This window comes from Streptomyces sp. NPDC044002, from assembly GCF_056434525.1.
Window position 1 is genome coordinate 1 of sequence record NZ_JBWKEZ010000008.1, and the last position, 15,036, is coordinate 15,036.

Below are 15,036 nucleotides of genomic sequence, written 5' to 3' on the forward strand. Positions count from 1 at the left end.
GGGGGGGGGGGGGGGGGCGAGTGTGCGGTCGTCCGGTTCGCCAACACCCGGCCGGGGGTGGTCGCCGTCTCCCGCGAAGGGAGGGAGGGGGGGGGGGGGGGGGGGGTCCCCCCCCCCCCCCCCCCACCACCTTCCCGCGTTCCCCCTCCCGCGTTCCCCCTCCCGCGTTCCCCCTCCCGCGTTCCACCCCGCCACACCACCCGCCGCACCGTCCGCCGCGACCCTGGAGACCGACGCCCATGCGCATCCGCACCGTTGTCCGCTCCCTCCTGCCAGCCCTGTCCGGCGCGCTGGTGCTGCTGGTGCTGCTGCTCCCCGCCACCCCCGCCACGGCCGCGGACAACGGCACGTGGGGGGTCTTCCCGACACCGCCGGCCGGCGCGTCGGTGACCGACCGGGCGTACTTCTTCCACCAGGGCGCCGCCGGGACCACCGTCAGCGACAGCGCGACGATCGTGAACTCCTCCGACAAGGAGCTGACCTTCCGGGTCTTCGCCACCGACGCGGTGAACACCCCCTCGGGCGGGGCCTTCGCGCTGCTGCCCGTGCAGACCAGGCCGAAGGACGTCGGCGCCTGGGTCGCGCTGGCACCCGAGGCGGCCGCCACCGTCACCGTCCCGCCCCGGGGCCGCAAGGACATCCCCTTCACCGTCAAGGTCCCCCAGGACGCCGTGCCGGGCGACCACGTCGGCGGGATCGTCGCGCTGAACACCGAGGTCGAGGGGGTGCGCAAGGACGGCAAGGTGCAGGTCGGGGTCCAGCGACAGGTGGGCGCCCGGATGTACTTCAGGGTGCCCGGCCCGCTGACGCCGGGACTGACCGTGGAGGACGTACGGGTCACCCGGGGCGCCCCGCTGCTGCCGTGGGTCAAGGACGCCCGGGCCACCGTCACGTACACGCTGGTCAACCGGGGCAACGTGGTCGTCGAGCCGAGGGTGGCGGTGTCCGCCGAGGGGCTGTTCGGGCGCCGGGTGCTGAACCGGCCCGCCCGGGACCTGAAGCTCGTACTGCTGCCCGGCCAGCGCATCGAGCTGACCGAACCGTGGCCGGACGCCCCCCAGTTGGACCGGGTGTCCGTCAAGGTCCGGGCGAGTGCCGCCGCTTACCCCGACCTCACCCCGGACGCCGGTACGGACTTCGTCGCCGTGCCGTGGCCGGCGGCCTGCGCGCTCCTGGTCCTGGCGGGGGCCGGCACCACCCTCCTGGTGCTGCGCCGGCGGCGCCGCGGCACTCCGGAAGAAGCGCTGAGCGAACCGGACTTGGCGCGGGCCCGCTGACCGGCAAGGGTGTCCCCGGGGGGTGACGGCATTCGGCCATCACCTGTGACGGGGAGGCAAGACGGATGGAACGAGAGCACAGCGAGCCCGGGTCCGCCGCGCCCGCCGCCCGGCCGGTCAGGGGCGTGGGCCTGCTGACCCGCATCGAGCGGGCGCTGGGCACCGGGACCGCCGCCTACCTGCCCGGGGACGGCTGGATACGGCTCACCCTCCCACTCGACGACGGCGGCCCGGCGCCCGTCACCGTGGACGTGGTCGCCGACACGGTGCGGGCCCCGCGCGGGATCGCGTACCTGCTGCCCGGCGGTGGCCTGAACTTCGCGGCGGACTTCTTCACTCCGGGCCACGACAACCTGGCCCACCACCTGCGCCGCCAGGGCCTGCTGGTGGTCGGGGTGACCCCGCGCGAGGACGCCGCCCGCCCCGAGGAGGTCACCGCGGACTTCGGACTGGCCGCGCACCGCCGGGACCTGGCGGCCGTGGTGGCCGCGCTGGACTCCGTACTGGGCCTGCCGTACGAGTACGCGGGCCACTCGGCCGGCGCCGTCCTGGCCCTGGACGCCGCCTCCCACGACCCCTCGGAGCGGCTGCGCCGGGTGCTGGCCCTGGACACGACCGGCCCGTACGCGGGGGCCCTGGCCGAGCGGGCCGCCGAGACCCGCGAGGCGTACGAGGAGCAGCTCGCGCGGGGTGTCCACGCGGCCGCCCCGGGCCTCGCGGCACTGGTCGCCCGGGCGGTCGCGGACCCGTCGGGCGCGTCGGAGGCGCCCTGGGCGCCGGACCCGGCCCGCCGCTTCACGCACGCGGGCCTGGCCCACTTCGCGCTGCTCCGCACCGCCGCCCTGCCCGGTCCGGCGAACTGGATCTACCGCCAGGGCCACAGCGCGGGCGAGTACGTCTTCGGCGCCACCCCGGCCGAGGACCGCTTCGCCCTGGCCAGGACCCCGCTGGCCACCTGGCACGCGGCCACGTCGGCATTGGGCAGCGGGCTGGTCCCCACCGCGCTGATGCGGGACCTCGCGGCGGTGTGGGCGGGCGACGGCAAGGCGTACGGGATCGCGTGGGAGCGGATCCGCTGCGAGGTGGTGTGGGTCAACGCCGAGCTGGGCCGGGGCGACGAGCCGCGCGGCGCGGAGCTGATCCGGGCGGCGGGCAACGACCGGGTCCGCTTCGCCGTGGTCCCGGGCTACGGGCACGCCGACGCGGTCTGGTCGCAGACGGCGGCGGCGGACGTCTGGCCGCTGCTCCAGGGCTGAGCAGGCCCGGCGCACGGGGCAGCCCCCGGCCGGTGAGGGTTGGCCGGGGGCTGCTGGTTCGGCGGGGCGCCGGGCCGGGCGGCCGGCGCCCGGGGGACGGCCCGGGCGGTCGGCGCCCGGGGGACGGCCCGGGCGGTCGGCGCCCGGGGGACGGGCCGGGCTCAGTGGTTGCGGGGGAAGCCCAGGTCGACGCCGGCGGGGGCGTCGGCCGGGTCGGGCCAGCGGGTGGTGACGACCTTGCCGCGCGTGTAGAAGTGGATGCCGTCGTTGCCGTAGATGTGGTGGTCGCCGAAGAGCGAGTCCTTCCAGCCGCCGAAGGAGTGGTAGCCCACCGGCACCGGGATCGGCACGTTGACGCCGACCATGCCGGCCTGGATCTCCAGCTGGAAGCGGCGGGCGGCGCCGCCGTCGCGGGTGAAGATCGCGGTGCCGTTGCCGAACGGCGAGGCGTTGATGAGGGCGACGCCCTCCTCGTAGGTCTCGGTCCGCAGCACGCACAGGACCGGGCCGAAGATCTCGTCGCGGTAGGCGTCGGAGTCGGTCTTCACGTTGTCGAGCAGGGACAGGCCGATCCAGTGGCCGTTCTCGAAGCCGTCCACCGTGTAGCCGGTGCCGTCCAGGACCACGTCGGCGCCCTGGTCGGCCGCGCCCTTGACGTACGAGGCGACCTTGTCGCGGTGGGCGGCGGTGATCAGCGGGCCCATCTCGGAGGTCGGGTCGCTGCCGGGGCCGATCTTGATCTTCTCGGCGCGCTCGCGGATCTTCTCGACCAGCTCGTCGGCGATCGAACCGACGGCGACGACCGCCGAGATGGCCATGCAGCGCTCGCCGGCCGAACCGTACGCGGCGGACACGGCCGCGTCGGCGGCGGCGTCCAGGTCGGCGTCCGGGAGCACCAGCATGTGGTTCTTGGCGCCGCCCAGCGCCTGGACGCGCTTGCCGTGGGCGGAGGCGGTGGTGTGGATGTGGCGGGCGATCGGCGTGGAGCCGACGAAGGAGACGGCGGAGATGCCGGGGTGGGCGAGGAGGGCGTCGACGGCGACCTTGTCACCGTGGACGACGTTGAGGACGCCCGCCGGCAGGCCGGCCTCGGTCATCAGCTCGGCCAGCTTGACGGAGGCCGAGGGGTCCTTCTCGCTCGGCTTGAGGATGAAGGTGTTGCCGCAGGCGATGGCCAGCGGGAACATCCACATCGGGACCATCGCCGGGAAGTTGAACGGGGTGATGCCCGCGACGACGCCGAGCGGCTGGCGGATGGCGGAGACGTCGACCCGGTTGGAGACGGAGGTGGACAGCTCGCCCTTGAGCTGCGTGGTGATCCCGCAGGCCAGCTCGACGATCTCCAGGCCGCGCGCGACCTCGCCCAGCGCGTCGGAGTGCACCTTGCCGTGCTCGGCGACGATCAGCTCGGCGATGGCGTCGCGGTTGGCGTCCAGCAGGGCGCGGTAGGCGAAGAGCACCTTGGTGCGGGCGGCCAGCGAGGACTGGCCCCAGGACAGGAAGGCCTCCTGGGCGACCTCGACGGCCGCGTCGACCTCCTCGGCGGAGGCGAGCGCGACCTGCGTGGTGACCTCGCCGGTGGCCGGGTCGGTGACCGGGCCGTAGTTGCCCGACGCGCCCTCGACGGTCTTGCCACCGATCCAGTGGTTGACGGTCTTCATTGTGCTGCTCCTTCACAGATGGCGACGTCGCTGCGCGGCTTGCCGGTCGTACTCTTCACGGGCCCGGGCCGCCGACGCACGGGTCGCGGTCTCGGCCACAGGAACATCCCACCACGCCTGTGCCGGGGGCGGGCCCGACACAGTGTCGGGTGTTCGGGTCTGTGCGTAGACACATGTGGGCCGGTCCGCGAGGCGGGCCTCGGCCAGGGCTTTTCGCAGGTCACCGATGGTGCGGGTGTGGATCACGGCCATCCCGAGGGAGGCCGCGTTGGCCGCGAGGTCCACCGGAAGGGGATCACCGGTGTACGCCCCGCCGGGCGCCCGGAAGCGGTAGGCCGTACCGAAGCCCTCGCCGCCGACCGCCCCGGAGAGGCCGCCGATGGAGGCGTAGCCGTGGTTGTCGACGATCACCACCTTGAGGGGAACGCCCTCCTGGACGGCGGTGACGATCTCGGTGGGGTTCATCAGGTACGAGCCGTCGCCGACGAGCGCCCACACCGGCCGGTCCGGGGCGGCGAGGGCCGCGCCGAGGGCGCCGGGGATCTCGTAGCCCATGCAGGAGTAGCCGTACTCCACGTGGTACTGGTACGCGGAGCGGGCCCGCCAGAGCCGGTGCAGGTCGCCGGGGAGCGAGCCGGCCGCGTTGACGATCACGTCGGTGTCGTCGACGACGGCGTCGAGGGCCCCGAGCAGCTGGGCCTGGGTGGGGACGGCGTCCTCGTCGGGGGCGTGGAAGGCCTGGTCCACCAGGGCCTCCCAGTAGAGCTTGGCCTTGCGGTACGTCCGCTCGTAGGCGGGGTCCACGCGGTGGCCCGCCAGCTCCGCGCGCAGCGCGTCCAGGCCCTCGCGGGCGTCGGCGACCAGCGGCAGCGCGGCCTGCTTGTGGGCGTCGTACGGGTCGAGGTTGAGGCCGAGGAAGCGGACGCCGGGGTCCTGGAAGAGGGTCGAGGAGGCGGTGGTGAAGTCGGTCAGCCGGGTCCCGGCCGCGATGACCAGGTCGGCGGCGCGGGCCAGGTCGTCGGCGGTGGCGGTGCCGGTGTGGCCGACGGCGCCGACCTCGGCGGGGTGGTCGTGGCGCAGCGCGCCCTTGCCGGCCTGGGTGGCGGCGACGGGGATGCCGGTGGCGTCGGCGAAGGCCCGCAGGGCGTCCTCGGCGCCGCTGTGGCGGATGCCGCCGCCGACGACCAGCAGGGGCCGGCGGGCCGCCCGTACGGCCTCGGCGGCGGCCCGCAGCTCGTCGGTGTCGGGCCGGGGGCGGCGCACCCGCCACACCCGTTCGGCGAAGAACTCCTCGGGCCAGTCGTACGCCTCGGCCTGCACGTCCTGCGGGAGCGCGAGGGTGACGGCGCCGGTCTGCACCGGGTCGGTGAGCACCCGCATCGCCTGCAGGGCGGCCGGGACCAGGGCCTCGGGGCGGGTGATCCGGTCGAACCAGCGGGACACCGGCCGCAGGGTGTCGTTGACGGAGACGTCGCCGGCCCAGGGCACCTCCAGCTGCTGGAGCACCGGATCGGCGGGCCGGGTCGCGAAGGTGTCCCCGGGCAGCAGGAGCACCGGGATCCGGTTGATCGTGGCCAGGGCGGCGCCGGTGACGAGGTTGCTGGCGCCGGGCCCGATGGAGGTGGTCACGGCGTGCGCGGAGAGCCGCCCGCGCTGCCGGGCGTACCCGACGGCGGCGTGCACCATGGCCTGCTCGTTGCGCCCCTGGAGGAAGGGCATGGCCTCCGGCCCGCTCTCCAGCAGTGCCTGCCCGATCCCGGCGACGTTCCCGTGCCCGAAGATCCCCCAGGTGGCGGCGATCAGCCGGTGCCGCCGCCCGTCGCGCTCGGTGTGCTGGGCGGCGAGGAAGCGCACGAGGGCCTGCGCGGTGGTGAGCCGGACGCTGCGCTGCGCGGTCACGGGGTCTCCTCGGGTCGGGGGAACGGGAGGCGGGGGTCCACGGCCTGGGCGGGCCAGGTGCCGCGGATCCAGGCGTGGTCGGGGTGGTCCCGGATCAGCCACTCCCGCTCCGCGTCCGGGCCGGCCATCACGTTCAGGTAGTACATGTCGTGCCCGGGCGCCGCGATCGACGGGCCGTGCCAGCCGTCGGGGATCAGGACGACGTCACCCGACCGCACCTCGGCGAGGACGTCGGTCTTCCCGGCGGGCGAGGGCGTCACGCGCTGGTAGCCGACGCCGGGGGTGTCGCCGTGCGGGGCGATCTCGTAGAAGTAGATCTCCTCCAGGCGGGACTCCTCGCCCGGGTGGTGCTCGTCGTGCTTGTGGGGCGGGTACGAGGACCAGTTCCCGCCGGGGGTGAGCACCTCGACGGCGATGAGCCGGTCGCAGTCGAAGGCGTCGGCGGCGGCGAAGTTGTGCACCTGCCGCGAGCACTGGCCGGCGCCGCGCAGCTCTACGGGTACGGCGTCGGCGGGGCCGTACCGCGCGGGCAGCCGCCGCTCGCACCGGGCCCCGACGAGCGCGAACCGGCCGCCTCCGGCGGAGGCGATCTCGGCGCGGGCGTCCCGGGGCAAGTACGCGAAGTCGGTCGGCCCCGCGAACACCCCGGCGCGGCCGCGCAGCCGGAACGTCCCTGCGGGGCCCTCCCCCACCCCGCCCCTTCCCGAAACCGTGGCTGCGCCCCGGACCCCCTCGGGGGCTCCGCCCCCGAACCCCCGCGCCTCAAACGCCGGCGGGGCTGGGTTTCGCTGCGCACCCCGAGTCCCGAAGCCCGTGGCTCCCACCCCGGGCACGGAGCCCCCCTCACCCAGCCCCACCGACCCTTGCGGCGCGGAGTCCGGGGCGGAGCCCCCCTCACCCAGCCCCGCCGACCCTTGCGGCGCGGGATCCGGGGCGGAGCCCCCCTCACCCAGCCCCACCGACCCTTGCGGCACGGGGTCCGGGGCGGAGCCCCCCTCACCCAGCCCCGCCGGCGCTTGAGGCGCGGGGTCCGGGGCGGAGCCCCGGGGAACGGTGGAAGGGCGGGGCGGGGAGAGTTCCGGCCGTGCCCCGGCCCCGGGGCCCGTGTCCGCGTCCGGGGCCTGGGCCTGGGCCTGGGCCCGGCCCGGAGCCGGAGCCGGGTCCGGGGAAGCGTCCGCGCAGCGGACCTCGCAGGCGCCCGACAGCGGCAGCACGATCCACTCCGCGTCGCCGCAGGCGAACCCGTGCGTCTCCCCCGGTGCCAGCTCCAGCACCACCAGCCGGGTGAGTTCCATCCCCGTCTCAGACCGCACCGGCACGCCCCAGCACCTCCTCCACCTCGCGCGGGAACGGCATCGCCGACGAGCACGCCAGCCGCGAGGCCACGATCGCCCCGGCGGCGTTCGCGTACCGCAGGACCCGCTCCAGGTCCCAGCCGGCCAGCAGCCCGTGGCACAGGGCGCCTCCGAAGGCGTCCCCGGCGCCGAGCCCGTTCACGACCTCCACCCGCACCGGCGGCACCTCCACCGCCGTCCCGTCCCGGTGGACCGCGAGGACGCCCTTCGGCCCCCGCTTGACCACCGCCAGCTCCACCCCGGCCGCGAGCAGCGCCTCCGCGGCCGCGTACGGCTCGCGGCAGCCGGTGGCGACCTCGCACTCCGCGGTGTTGCCGACGGCCACCGTCGCCAGCCCGAGGGCCCGCTCGTACCAGGGCTGCGGCGGGCCGTCCCACAGCGTCGGCCTCCAGTCGAGGTCGAAGACCGTGGTCCCGGACTTCGAGCGGGCCTCCAGTGCGGCCAGGGTCGCGGCGCGGCTCGGCTCGGCGCTCAGGCCCGTGCCCGTCATCCAGAAGACCCGCGCCGCCCGCACCGCCGCCCGGTCGATCTCGTCCGGCCCGATCTCCAGGTCGGGCGCCTTCGGGAGCCGGTAGAAGTAGAGCGGGAAGTGGTCGGGCGGGAAGACCTCGCAGAAGGTGACGGGCGTCGGGTGGGCGGCGACCTCCGCCACCCACCGGTCGTCGACCCCGAACGCCCGCAGCTCGGCCCGCAGGTACGCGCCGAACGGGTCGGCCCCGGTCCGGGTGATGACGGCCGTGCGCCGCCCCAGCCGGGCGGCCGCGACGGCGACGTTCGTCGGCGAGCCGCCGAGGAACTTGCCGAAGGTGTCGGCCTCGGCGAGCGGTACGCCGGTCTTGAGCGGGTAGAGATCCACCCCGATCCGCCCCATCGTGATCAGGTCGTGGACGGCTCCCCCGTCCGACGTTTCCACAGCCGGTTCTCCTGCCACTCGCCCTCCCACTCGCCCTCCCATTCGTCCTCCCTCTTCCTCGAAGCCCCCGCACCCTAAGGTGGCCGCCATGACCTCCTCCCCACCCGCGTTGACCCGTATCCGTGTCGGTTCGGCTCCGGACTCCTGGGGTGTCTGGTTTCCGGAGGATCCCCTGCAGACCCCCTGGGAGCGGTTCCTCGACGAGGTCGCCGACGCCGGGTACGAGTGGATCGAGCTCGGCCCGTACGGCTATCTGCCCACCGATCCGGCCCGGCTCGCCGACGAGACCGCCGGACGCGGGCTGCGGGTGTCCGCCGGCACCGTCTTCACCGGACTCCATCACGGCCCCGGCGTCTGGGAGCAGACCTGGGCGCACGTGTCGCGGATCGCCGCGCTGGCCCGGGACACGGGGGCGGAGCACCTCGTCGTGATCCCGTCCTTCTGGCGCGACGACAAGACCGGCGGGATGCTGGAGGACCCGGTCCTGAGCCCCGCCCAATGGCGTGAGCTGACCTCGCAGACCGAGCGCCTGGGCCGGGAGGTCCGGGAGCGGTACGGGCTGCGGATCGTGGTCCACCCCCACGCGGACACGCACCTCGACACCCCGGAGAACGTGGCCCGGTTCCTGGACGCCACCGATCCGGCGCTGGTCTCCCTGTGCCTGGACACGGGGCACTACGCGTACTGCGGCGGGGACAGCGTCGAGGCGATCGAGACGTTCGGCGAGCGGATCGGCTACCTGCACCTGAAGCAGGTCGACCCGCGGGTCCTCGCCGAAGTGCGGGCGCAGGGGACGCCGTTCGGCCCGGCGGTGGCGCGCGGGGTGATGTGCGAGCCGCCGTCCGGGGTGCCCGCGCTGGAGCCCGTGCTGGCGGCGGCGCAGCGGCTCGGGGTGGAGCTGTTCGCGATCGTGGAGCAGGACATGTACCCGTGTCCGCCGGAGCGTCCGCTGCCGATCGCCCGGCGGACCCGTGCCTATCTGCGCTCCTGCGGCGCCCGTTGACGACCCCGAACCTCGGAGGAGAGACATGAGCACGCTCGGCATCGCCGTCATCGGCACCGGGAAGATGGGCGCCGACCACGTCCGCCGGATCGGCGACAGGGTGGGCGGGGCGCGGGTGGTGGCCGTGGCCGACCCGGACGGGGACCGGGTCAAGGAGGTCGCGGCGGGCCTGGACGGGGTGGGCGCGTACACCGATCCGGCGGCGGCGGTGGCGGCTCCCGGGGTGGACGCCGTGCTGATCGCCTCGCCGGGACCGGCCCACGAGGAGGCGATCCTGCACGCCTTGGGGCGGGAGTTGCCGGTGCTCTGCGAGAAGCCGCTGACGCCGGATCCGGAGGGGGCCCTGCGGGTGCTGGAGGCGGAGCGGGGGCTCGGCCGGCGGCTGGTGCAGGTGGGGTTCATGCGGCGCTTCGACGCCGAGTACGAGCGGCTCAAGGAGCTGCTGGACTCGGGCGGGATCGGCCGGCCGCTCTTCCTGCACTGCCGCCACCGCAACGCCGCCTCGCCGTCCTTCTTCACCAGCGACATGCTGATCAGCGACTCGGTGGTGCACGAGGTGGACGCGGCCCGCTGGCTGCTGGGCCAGGAGGTGACGGCGGTGACGGTGCTGTCCCCGACCCCGTCCTCGGCGGCGCCGGAGGGGCTGCGCGATCCCCGGCTGGTGCTGCTGGAGACCTCGGGCGGGGCGGTGGTCGACGTGGAGATCTTCGTGAACTGCGGGTTCGGCTACCAGGTGCAGTGCGAGGCCGTCGGCGAGTCGGGCAGCGCCCGGATCGGCGACGGGCAGGCGATGGTCGTCCAGTCGGGCGGCCGCTGGGGCGGGGAGATCACCCAGGACTTCACCACGCGCTTCGCCGACGCCTACGACCGCCAGGTGCGGCGCTGGGTGGCGGCGGCCGGGCGGGGGCGGGTGGACGGCCCCGACGCCTGGGACGGGTACGCGGCCGCCGCGGTGTCGGAGGCCGGGCTGGCGGCCGCGCGCAGCGGCGTACGGACCGAGGTGCGGCTGGCGGAGCGGCCGGAGCTGTACGCGCGCTGAGCCCGCCGGGCCGACGTCGCCCCCTGCCGCCACCGGCGGCTCCTGTGTCACGTACGTCACGGGAGTCGCCGCCGTGTCACACATGTCCGCACTACGCGGGTTTTCCGTCACAGGGAGTCCACAGACCCTCCCCCGCGCTCACCGAGCGTCGTTCTCCGGGCACAACCCGAGTGATCGTCAGTGTCCACGCGCCGGCTCCCCCGACGGCCTCCCGGCCGGCCCCGCGCCGTGGACCAGGAGGTGGCGTGGATGAGCGACCGACAGCTGTGGTCCTACAAGGAGATCGCCGCCCATATCCGGGTCCAGCCGGACACCGTGCGCTCCTACCGCAAGCACGGGCTGCTGCCCGCCCCCGACCACGTGGAGGGCGGCAAGCCCTACTGGTACGCCGACACCATCCGGACCTGGGTCTCGCGCCGCCCCGGCAACCGCGGCCGCCGCGAGGAGTGATCCGGTGGTACGGGGGCGGGGCCGGGCCCCGCCCCGGTCACCAGGACTCCTCCCCGGCCCGCAGGCCGCCGGCCGCGGCGTGGCCCCGCAGCCGCAGGGCGATCAGCGGGAAGACCAGCACCGAGACCATGCCGGCCCCGACCAGGGCGGCCGCCTCCCCGGCGCCGAGCTCGCCGTCCTCCACCCCGAGGGTGGTGATCGCCACCACCAGCGGCAGCGCGGTCGACCCGAACAGCACCAGCGCCCCGCGGTCGCGCCGCACCAGGTCACGCGGGGCCAGCAGCCAGATCGGCAGCCCGCGCACCAGCAGGAACAGCAGCAGGAACACGGGCAGCAGGAGCAGTTCGCGGCCGCCCGCGAGGAGGGCCTCCAGGTCGAACTGGATCCCGGTGACCACGTAGAACAGCGGCACCAGGAAGCCGAAGCCCATGGCCTCCACCTTGGACAGCACGGCCTCGCTGCTCTCGGGCGCCGCCCCGTGCAGCACCAGCCGGGTGATCAGCCCGGCGGCGAAGGCGCCGAGCAGGACGTCCAGGCCCATCGCCTGGGCCAGCCCGAGCATCGCGACGAGCATCAGCGCCACCAGCCGTACCGCGAACTGGGCGCTGCTGTGCAGGGTCTTGGCGATGACCGCGGCGAACCAGGGCGGCTTGGGCCGCATCGCCCAGAACACCGCCACCGCCGTCAGGACGGCGAAGGCGGCCAGCAGCGCCGCCGAGCGGGCCGGTGCCCGGCCGCTGAGCAGCAGGGCCATCGCGATGATCGGCCCGAACTCGCCGACGGAGCCCACGGCCATGGTCACCGTCCCGAACCGGCCGTCCAGGTCCCCGGAGTCCCTCAGCATCGGCAGGACCGCGCCGAGTGCGGTGCTGGTGAGCGCGGTGCCGACGTAGACGCCCTTGTCGAAGCCGCCGTGCGCGAGGAGGGTGCCGGCGGCCAGCCCGAGGGCGAGGGCGGCCAGCCAGGCCCAGGCCGAGCGGCGCAGGGTGTCGCCCTTGACCTCGTCGAACCGGATCTCGTAGCCGGCCAGGAAGATCAGCATGGCCAGGCCCAGCTGGCTCAGTACGTCGATCACCTCGCCGGTGTGCGCCCAGCCGAGCACGTCGGGGCCGATGAGGACGCCCAGCACGATCTCGAAGATCACCAGGGGGACGGAGAGCCAGCGTGCCGTCACGTAGGCGAGCAGCGGCGCGAGCACCGCGGCGGCCATGATGAGGATGAGCGTCACAGACTGGGCCATGAGCGCCATTTACGTACGCTCCGGCGATCCCGGCCACCGGAGGACGGCCGGAGGGCCTCCGGAGCCGCACTCAATGGACACTCAATACCCCCTAGGGGTATAGAGTGGAGAGAGACAGACGTCCCCCGACAGAGGAGAACGACATGACCGCCATGACGGTAACCGTGTACAAGGTCACCGGGATGACCTGCGGGCACTGCGAGGGCGCCGTGACCGCCGAGCTCACCGCCCTTCCCGGCGTGACCTCGGTCAAGGCCGTCGCCGCCACCGGGGAGGTCACCGTCGAGTCCCAGGCCCCGCTCTCCGAGGACGACGTGCGCGCCGCCGTGGACGAGGCCGGGTACGAGCTCGCCGGCGTGGCGGCCTGAGCCTCCGGCCCCTCCCAGCCGCAGCACCCCGCCGGGCCGCACCCGCCAGCTCATACTGGACCGTACGGCCCGGCCCTCCCCCTGGAGCGGGAACATGAGCAGCAGCACAGTGCACGACGGGCCCATAACGGAGGCCCCCGCCTCCGAGGTCGAACTGACGATCGGCGGGATGACCTGCGCCTCCTGCGCGGCCCGCATCGAGAAGAAGCTCAACCGGATGGACGGCGTCAGCGCCACGGTGAACTACGCCACCGAGAAGGCCCGGGTCTCCTACGGCGGCGCGGTCCAGGTGGCCGACCTGATCGCGACCGTGGTCAGGACGGGCTACACCGCCGAGGAACCCCCGCCGCCGCGCCCCGAACCGGAAGCGGAGCCCGAGGACACCGCCGCCGTACGCGACCCCGAGCTCGCGGCGCTGCGGCAGCGGCTGCTGGTGTCCGCCGCCCTGGCCCTGCCGGTGGTCCTGCTCTCGATGGTCCCCGCCCTCCAGTTCGACAACTGGCAGTGGCTCTGCCTCACCCTCGCCTCGCCCGTGGTGGTGTGGGGCGCCCTGCCCTTCCACCGGGCCGCCTGGACCAACCTCCGGCACGGCGCCGCGACCATGGACACCCTGGTCTCGGTCGGCACGCTGGCCGCCTACGCCTGGTCCCTGTGGGCGCTCTTCTTCGGCCACGCCGGGAACCCCGGCATGCGGCACGGCTTCGACCTCACCGCCGGGCGGACGGCCGGCTCCTCCGCCCTCTACCTGGAGGTCGCGGCGGGCGTCGTGACCTTCATCCTGCTCGGCCGCTACCTGGAGGCCCGCTCCAAGCGGAAGGCGGGCGCGGCGCTGCGGGCGCTGATGGAGCTGGGCGCCAAGGACGTGGCCGTCCTGCGCGACGGCCGCGAGGTGCGGATCCCCGTCGGCGCGCTCGCGGTCGGGGACCGGTTCGCGGTCCGGCCCGGCGAGAAGATCGCCACCGACGGCACCGTCGTCGAGGGCTCCTCCGCCGTCGACGCGTCCATGCTGACCGGGGAGTCCGTCCCGGTCGACGTCACCGCCGGGGACACCGTCACCGGCGCCACCGTGAACACCTCCGGCCGGCTCCTCGTGGAGGCCACCCGGATCGGGGCCGACACCCAGCTCGCCCGGATGGCCCGCATGGTCGAGGAGGCCCAGAACGGCAAGGCCGAGGTGCAGCGGCTCGCCGACCGGATCTCCGCCGTCTTCGTGCCCGTCGTCCTGCTCCTCGCGCTCGGCACCTGGGTCGTCTGGCTGCTGCTCACCGACGACCCCACGGCCGCGTTCACCGCCGCCGTGGCCGTCCTGATCATCGCCTGCCCCTGCGCACTGGGCCTGGCCACGCCGACCGCGCTGATGGTCGGCACCGGCCGGGGCGCACAGCTGGGCATCCTGATCAAGGGGCCGGAGGTGCTGGAGTCCACCCGGCGCGTGGACACCGTCGTGCTCGACAAGACCGGGACGGTCACCACCGGCCGGATGACCCTGACCGGGGTGCACGCGGCCGAGGGCGTGGACGAGAAGGAACTGCTGCGGCTCGCGGGCGCGCTGGAGCACGCCTCCGAGCACCCGGTCGCCCGGGCGATCGCGGCCGGCGCCGCCGAGGCGGCCGGGGAGCTGCCCGCGCAGGCCTCCTTCGAGACGCCCTCTTCCTTCGAGGCACCCTCTTCCTTCGAAAACCTCGCCGGGCTCGGCGTCCGCGGCACGGTCGAGGGGCGCGAGGTCCTGGTGGGCCGCGAGCGGCTGCTCACGGACCACGGGATCACCCTGCCCGCCCCGCTCGCCGCGGCCAGGGCCGCCGCCGAGGCGGCCGGCGCCACCGTGGTGCTCGTCGCCTGGGACGGCGCGGCCCGCGGGCTGCTGACCGTGGCCGACGCCGTCAAGGGGACCAGCGCCGAGGCCGTGGCCCGGCTGCGGGCGCTCGGCCTCACCCCGGTGCTGCTGACCGGCGACAACGGGGCCGTGGCCGCGACGGTGGCCCGGGAGGTGGGCATCGACGAGGTGATCGCGGAGGTGCTCCCGCAGGACAAGGTGGACGTGGTCCGCCGGCTCCAGGCCGAGGGCCGCACGGTCGCCATGGTCGGCGACGGGGTCAACGACGCGGCCGCGCTCGCCCAGGCCGACCTGGGCCTCGCCATGGGCACCGGCACGGACGCGGCCATCGAGGCCGGCGACCTGACCCTCGTACGGGGCGACCTGCGGGTGGCGGCGGACGCGATCCGGCTCTCCCGGCGGACCCTGGCCACCATCAAGGGCAACCTCTTCTGGGCCTTCGGCTACAACGTGGCGGCGCTCCCGCTGGCCGCCGCGGGGCTGCTCAACCCGATGATCGCGGGGGCGGCGATGGCCTTCTCGTCGGTCTTCGTGGTGACCAACAGCCTGCGGCTGCGCTCGTTCCGCTAAAGGATCTCCTCCCCGTTCCCTCCACAGATCCTTCACTGGAGACGCAGATCACAGTGATGACAACGTAACCATCCGGGGTCGTCACAGGTCTAATGGGGCGATGCCGGAAACGTCTTGGGGGACGTTTCACGGAGGTCCTTGGGGGGCTTCCGGGCATCCGCCGGCCGGGAC

The 15,036-nt window shown here is 74.7% G+C and carries 12 protein-coding genes; 7 read left to right on the forward strand and 5 right to left on the reverse strand.

What is annotated here, in order from left to right:
• The first annotated feature begins 239 nt into the window (after positions 1-239).
• Together AC07A6_RS08295 and AC07A6_RS08300 are read left to right on the forward strand one after the other, a co-directional pair.
• On the forward strand, positions 240-1,277 hold the full coding sequence (locus AC07A6_RS08295; RefSeq protein WP_478776527.1) for a WxL protein peptidoglycan domain-containing protein: 1,038 nt from the start codon (positions 240-242) through the stop codon (positions 1,275-1,277).
• Between the two features lie 65 nt (positions 1,278-1,342).
• On the forward strand, positions 1,343-2,533 hold the full coding sequence (locus AC07A6_RS08300; RefSeq protein ID WP_478776528.1) for a hypothetical protein: 1,191 nt from the start codon (positions 1,343-1,345) through the stop codon (positions 2,531-2,533).
• Between the two features lie 161 nt (positions 2,534-2,694).
• On the opposite strand, the gene AC07A6_RS08305 is transcribed toward AC07A6_RS08300, so the two are convergent.
• The 4 genes from AC07A6_RS08305 to iolC form a co-directional block, all read right to left on the reverse strand.
• Entirely contained in the window at positions 2,695-4,194 is a 1,500-nt protein-coding gene (locus AC07A6_RS08305) for a CoA-acylating methylmalonate-semialdehyde dehydrogenase (protein WP_478776529.1), read from the reverse strand.
• Between the two features lie 12 nt (positions 4,195-4,206).
• Positions 4,207-6,093: a 3D-(3,5/4)-trihydroxycyclohexane-1,2-dione acylhydrolase (decyclizing) gene (gene iolD, locus AC07A6_RS08310; protein WP_478776530.1), complete on the reverse strand. Its 1,887-nt coding sequence runs from the start codon at positions 6,091-6,093 to the stop codon at positions 4,207-4,209.
• Positions 6,090-6,926, reverse strand: a complete 837-nt coding sequence (gene iolB / locus AC07A6_RS08315; RefSeq protein ID WP_478776636.1) for a 5-deoxy-glucuronate isomerase — start codon at positions 6,924-6,926, stop codon at positions 6,090-6,092. Before iolB ends, iolD begins: the two co-directional genes overlap by 4 nt.
• A 469-nt stretch (positions 6,927-7,395) precedes the next feature.
• Positions 7,396-8,319: a 5-dehydro-2-deoxygluconokinase gene (iolC, locus tag AC07A6_RS08320; protein WP_478776637.1), complete on the reverse strand. Its 924-nt coding sequence runs from the start codon at positions 8,317-8,319 to the stop codon at positions 7,396-7,398.
• Positions 8,320-8,449: 130 nt separating this feature from the next.
• On the opposite strand from iolC, the gene AC07A6_RS08325 reads away from it, so the two are divergent.
• The 3 genes from AC07A6_RS08325 (at position 8,450) to AC07A6_RS08335 (ending at position 10,853) form a co-directional block, all read left to right on the forward strand.
• Positions 8,450-9,364: a sugar phosphate isomerase/epimerase family protein gene (locus AC07A6_RS08325; protein WP_478776531.1), complete on the forward strand. Its 915-nt coding sequence runs from the start codon at positions 8,450-8,452 to the stop codon at positions 9,362-9,364.
• A 25-nt stretch (positions 9,365-9,389) separates the two neighbouring features.
• Positions 9,390-10,403 carry a Gfo/Idh/MocA family protein gene (locus tag AC07A6_RS08330; RefSeq protein WP_478776532.1) on the forward strand — a complete coding sequence of 338 codons (1,014 nt, stop codon included), beginning with the start codon at positions 9,390-9,392 and terminating at the stop codon, positions 10,401-10,403.
• A 249-nt stretch (positions 10,404-10,652) separates the two neighbouring features.
• Positions 10,653-10,853 (forward strand): helix-turn-helix transcriptional regulator, encoded by a 201-nt coding sequence (locus AC07A6_RS08335; RefSeq protein ID WP_042800909.1) that lies wholly within the window; start codon positions 10,653-10,655, stop codon positions 10,851-10,853.
• A gap of 37 nt (positions 10,854-10,890) precedes the next feature.
• On the opposite strand, the gene AC07A6_RS08340 is transcribed toward AC07A6_RS08335, so the two are convergent.
• Positions 10,891-12,093 (reverse strand): cation:proton antiporter, encoded by a 1,203-nt coding sequence (locus AC07A6_RS08340; RefSeq protein ID WP_478776533.1) that lies wholly within the window; start codon positions 12,091-12,093, stop codon positions 10,891-10,893.
• Between the two features lie 143 nt (positions 12,094-12,236).
• Between AC07A6_RS08340 and AC07A6_RS08345 the strand changes: the two genes are divergently transcribed.
• Both AC07A6_RS08345 and AC07A6_RS08350 read left to right on the forward strand, forming a co-directional pair.
• The gene (locus AC07A6_RS08345) at positions 12,237-12,461 is read left to right on the forward strand and encodes a heavy-metal-associated domain-containing protein (RefSeq protein ID WP_362474332.1); all 225 of its coding nucleotides are present in this window, start codon (positions 12,237-12,239) and stop codon (positions 12,459-12,461) included.
• Between the two features lie 94 nt (positions 12,462-12,555).
• A complete protein-coding gene (locus AC07A6_RS08350; protein ID WP_478776534.1) occupies positions 12,556-14,865 on the forward strand; it encodes a heavy metal translocating P-type ATPase in 2,310 nt (769 codons plus the stop codon).
• Positions 14,866-15,036: the final 171 nt, after the last annotated feature.